The sequence below is a fragment of the Arthrobacter sp. 35W genome (assembly GCF_000482545.1).
Taxonomy (GTDB): Bacteria; Actinomycetota; Actinomycetes; order Actinomycetales; family Micrococcaceae; genus Specibacter.
Genome location: NZ_AXVQ01000006.1, coordinates 1 through 2,266, shown reverse-complemented (window position 1 = coordinate 2,266; position 2,266 = coordinate 1). Strand labels below are relative to the sequence as shown.

Below are 2,266 nucleotides of genomic sequence, written 5' to 3'. Positions count from 1 at the left end.
TGGCTGCCGCAATGGCCTCCTCCTCGTGCCCGTCCCGGGTGATGACCACCAGGGTCATCACCCGGCCCAGGGCGACCACGCCGCCCTGCTCGCGCAGGGTGACGATCTTCTTGGTGACCTTTGAGGTTGTGGTGTTCGGCAGATCAATGATCACGGTCTTCTCCAGGTCCTTCCATCGCGGGTCAACAGTTCATCGGCGGCGGCCGGCCCCCAGGAGCCGGGCGCGTACGATTCCGGCTGCGTGCCCTCCGCGGCCCAGAACTCCTCGAACGGGTCCAGGATCTTCCAGGACAGCTCCACCTCCTGGTGGCGCGGGAACAGCGGCGGCTCGCCCAGCAGCACATCCAGGATCAGCCGCTCGTACGCCTCCGGGGAGGACTCGGTGAACGCGTGGCCGTAGCCGAAGTCCATCGTGACGTCCCGGACCTCCATCTGCGTGCCCGGCACCTTGGAGCCGAAGCGGATGGTCACCCCCTCGTCCGGCTGGACCCGGATGACGACGGCGTTCTGGCCGAAGTCGTCCTCGGTGTGGTCGGTGAACAGCAGGTTGGGGGCGCGCTTGAACACGACGGCGATCTCCGTCACGCGCCGGCCCAGGCGCTTGCCGGCGCGCAGGTAGAACGGCACACCGGACCAGCGGCGGGTGTTGATGTCCAGGCGGATGGCCGCGTAGGTCTCCGTGGTGGAATCGGCCGGAATGCCCTCCTCCTCCAGGTACCCCAGGACCTGCTCGCCGCCCTGCCAGCCGCCGCCGAACTGGCCGCGGGCCGAATGCGTGGACAAATCCGCTGGCAGCTTGACGGCCGCCAGCACCTTTTCCTTCTCCGCGCGCAGGTCCTCGGCGTTGAAGGAGATCGGCTCCTCCATCGCCGTCAGGGCCAGCAGCTGGAGCAGGTGGTTCTGGATGACGTCGCGGGCCGCGCCCACGCCGTCGTAGTAGCCGGCCCGGCCACCGGTGCCGATGTCCTCGGCCATGGTGATCTGCACGTGGTCCACATAGTTCGCGTTCCACAACGGCTCAAAGAACTGGTTGGCGAAGCGCAGCGCCAGAATGTTCTGCACCGTCTCCTTGCCCAGGTAGTGGTCGATGCGGAAGACCGCATCGGGCGGGAAGACGGATTCGACGATGTCGTTCAGCTGCCGCGCCGATTCCAGGTTGTGCCCGAAGGGCTTTTCGATGACGACCCGGCGCCAGCTGGTGCCGTCGCCGGCGGCCAGGCCGTGCTCGGAGAGCTGGCGGCAGACCAGTTCGAACGCCTTCGGCGGGATGGACAGGTAGAACGCATGGTTCCCACGGGTTCCGCGCTGCTCATCCAGGGCCTCGATGGTGGCCTTGAGCCGCTCAAAGGCGGCGTCGTCGTCGAACTCGCCCTGGACGAAGCGGATGCCTTCGGCCAGCTGGTCCCAGACCTTCTCGTCAAAGGGCGTGCGGCAGTGCGCCATCACGGCGTCCTTGACCTCGGCGGCGAAGTCCTCATCCGCCCACTGGCGGCGGGCGAAGCCGACCAGCGCGAAGCTGGGGGGCAGCAGGCCGCGGTTGGCCAGGTCGTAGACGGCCGGCATGAGCTTTTTGCGGGCGAGGTCGCCGGTGACGCCGAAAAGCACCAACGACGAGGGGCCCGCCACCCGGGACAGCCGGCGGTCGCGGCTGTCCCGGAGCGGATTTGAACGCTTGTTTGCGTCGGAATCTGGCATGGTTCCTAGTTGCCTTGGTTATCGGAGAGGTGGCTGGCCAGGGCCGCCACCACTGTCTGCAATTGAGCGGCTCCTGCGGCGGTGTCAGTAAAGTGCAGGCGCAGTACGGGACGGCCGTGGCCGGCCAGCACCTGGGCGTCGCCCGCGGCCTGGGCCTGGATGAGCCCACCGAAGGTGAACGGACGGTCCGGGATGGCCAGATCCTCGGGAGCATCCGTGGTGATCTGCAGGAACGAACCGATGGCCGGTCCACCCTTGTGGAACTGCCCGGTGGAGTGCAGGAAGCGCGGGCCCCAGCCAAACGTCACGGGACGGTTGGTAATGGCGGCCAGGCCATCGCGGATGCCGGCCAGCGGCGCATTGCCGATGCGGTCCAGGTAGGCCTGGACGCTGAGGTAGCCGTCCGCGCCCAGCTGGGAGAAGAGGGCCTTGAGGGCCTCGGCCACGGTGGTGGAACCGGCCAGCCAGTCTCCGCCGCGGACCTCGATGGCGCCGTCGGTGAAGGCGGCGGGAGTCGGCTCCGGAGTGGCGTCCAGCAGGCCGCGGGCGGCCACCTTGGCGGCCTCCACAT

At 68.3% G+C, this 2,266-nt stretch carries 1 protein-coding gene and 2 pseudogenes; all 3 read right to left on the bottom strand.

The genetic code is table 11. From position 1 onward, the window contains the following. Window positions 1-154: pseudogene (locus K254_RS25545) on the bottom strand (glucose-6-phosphate dehydrogenase assembly protein OpcA); the annotation flags it as partial. Next, the gene (gene zwf, locus K254_RS0100055; protein WP_026553670.1) at window positions 151-1,695 is read right to left on the bottom strand and encodes a glucose-6-phosphate dehydrogenase; all 1,545 of its coding nucleotides are present in this window, start codon (window positions 1,693-1,695) and stop codon (window positions 151-153) included. The gene zwf and the pseudogene K254_RS25545, both read right to left, overlap by 4 nt. 5 nt (window positions 1,696-1,700) lie before the next feature. Next, window positions 1,701-2,266, bottom strand: a pseudogene (locus K254_RS0100050) (glucose-6-phosphate isomerase); the annotation flags it as partial.

Excerpts from the sequence above, each read along its gene's own strand:
- zwf (WP_026553670.1), bottom strand. The coding sequence starts at position 1,695 with ATGCCAGATTCCGACGCAAACAAGCGTTCAAATCCGCTCCGGGACAGC.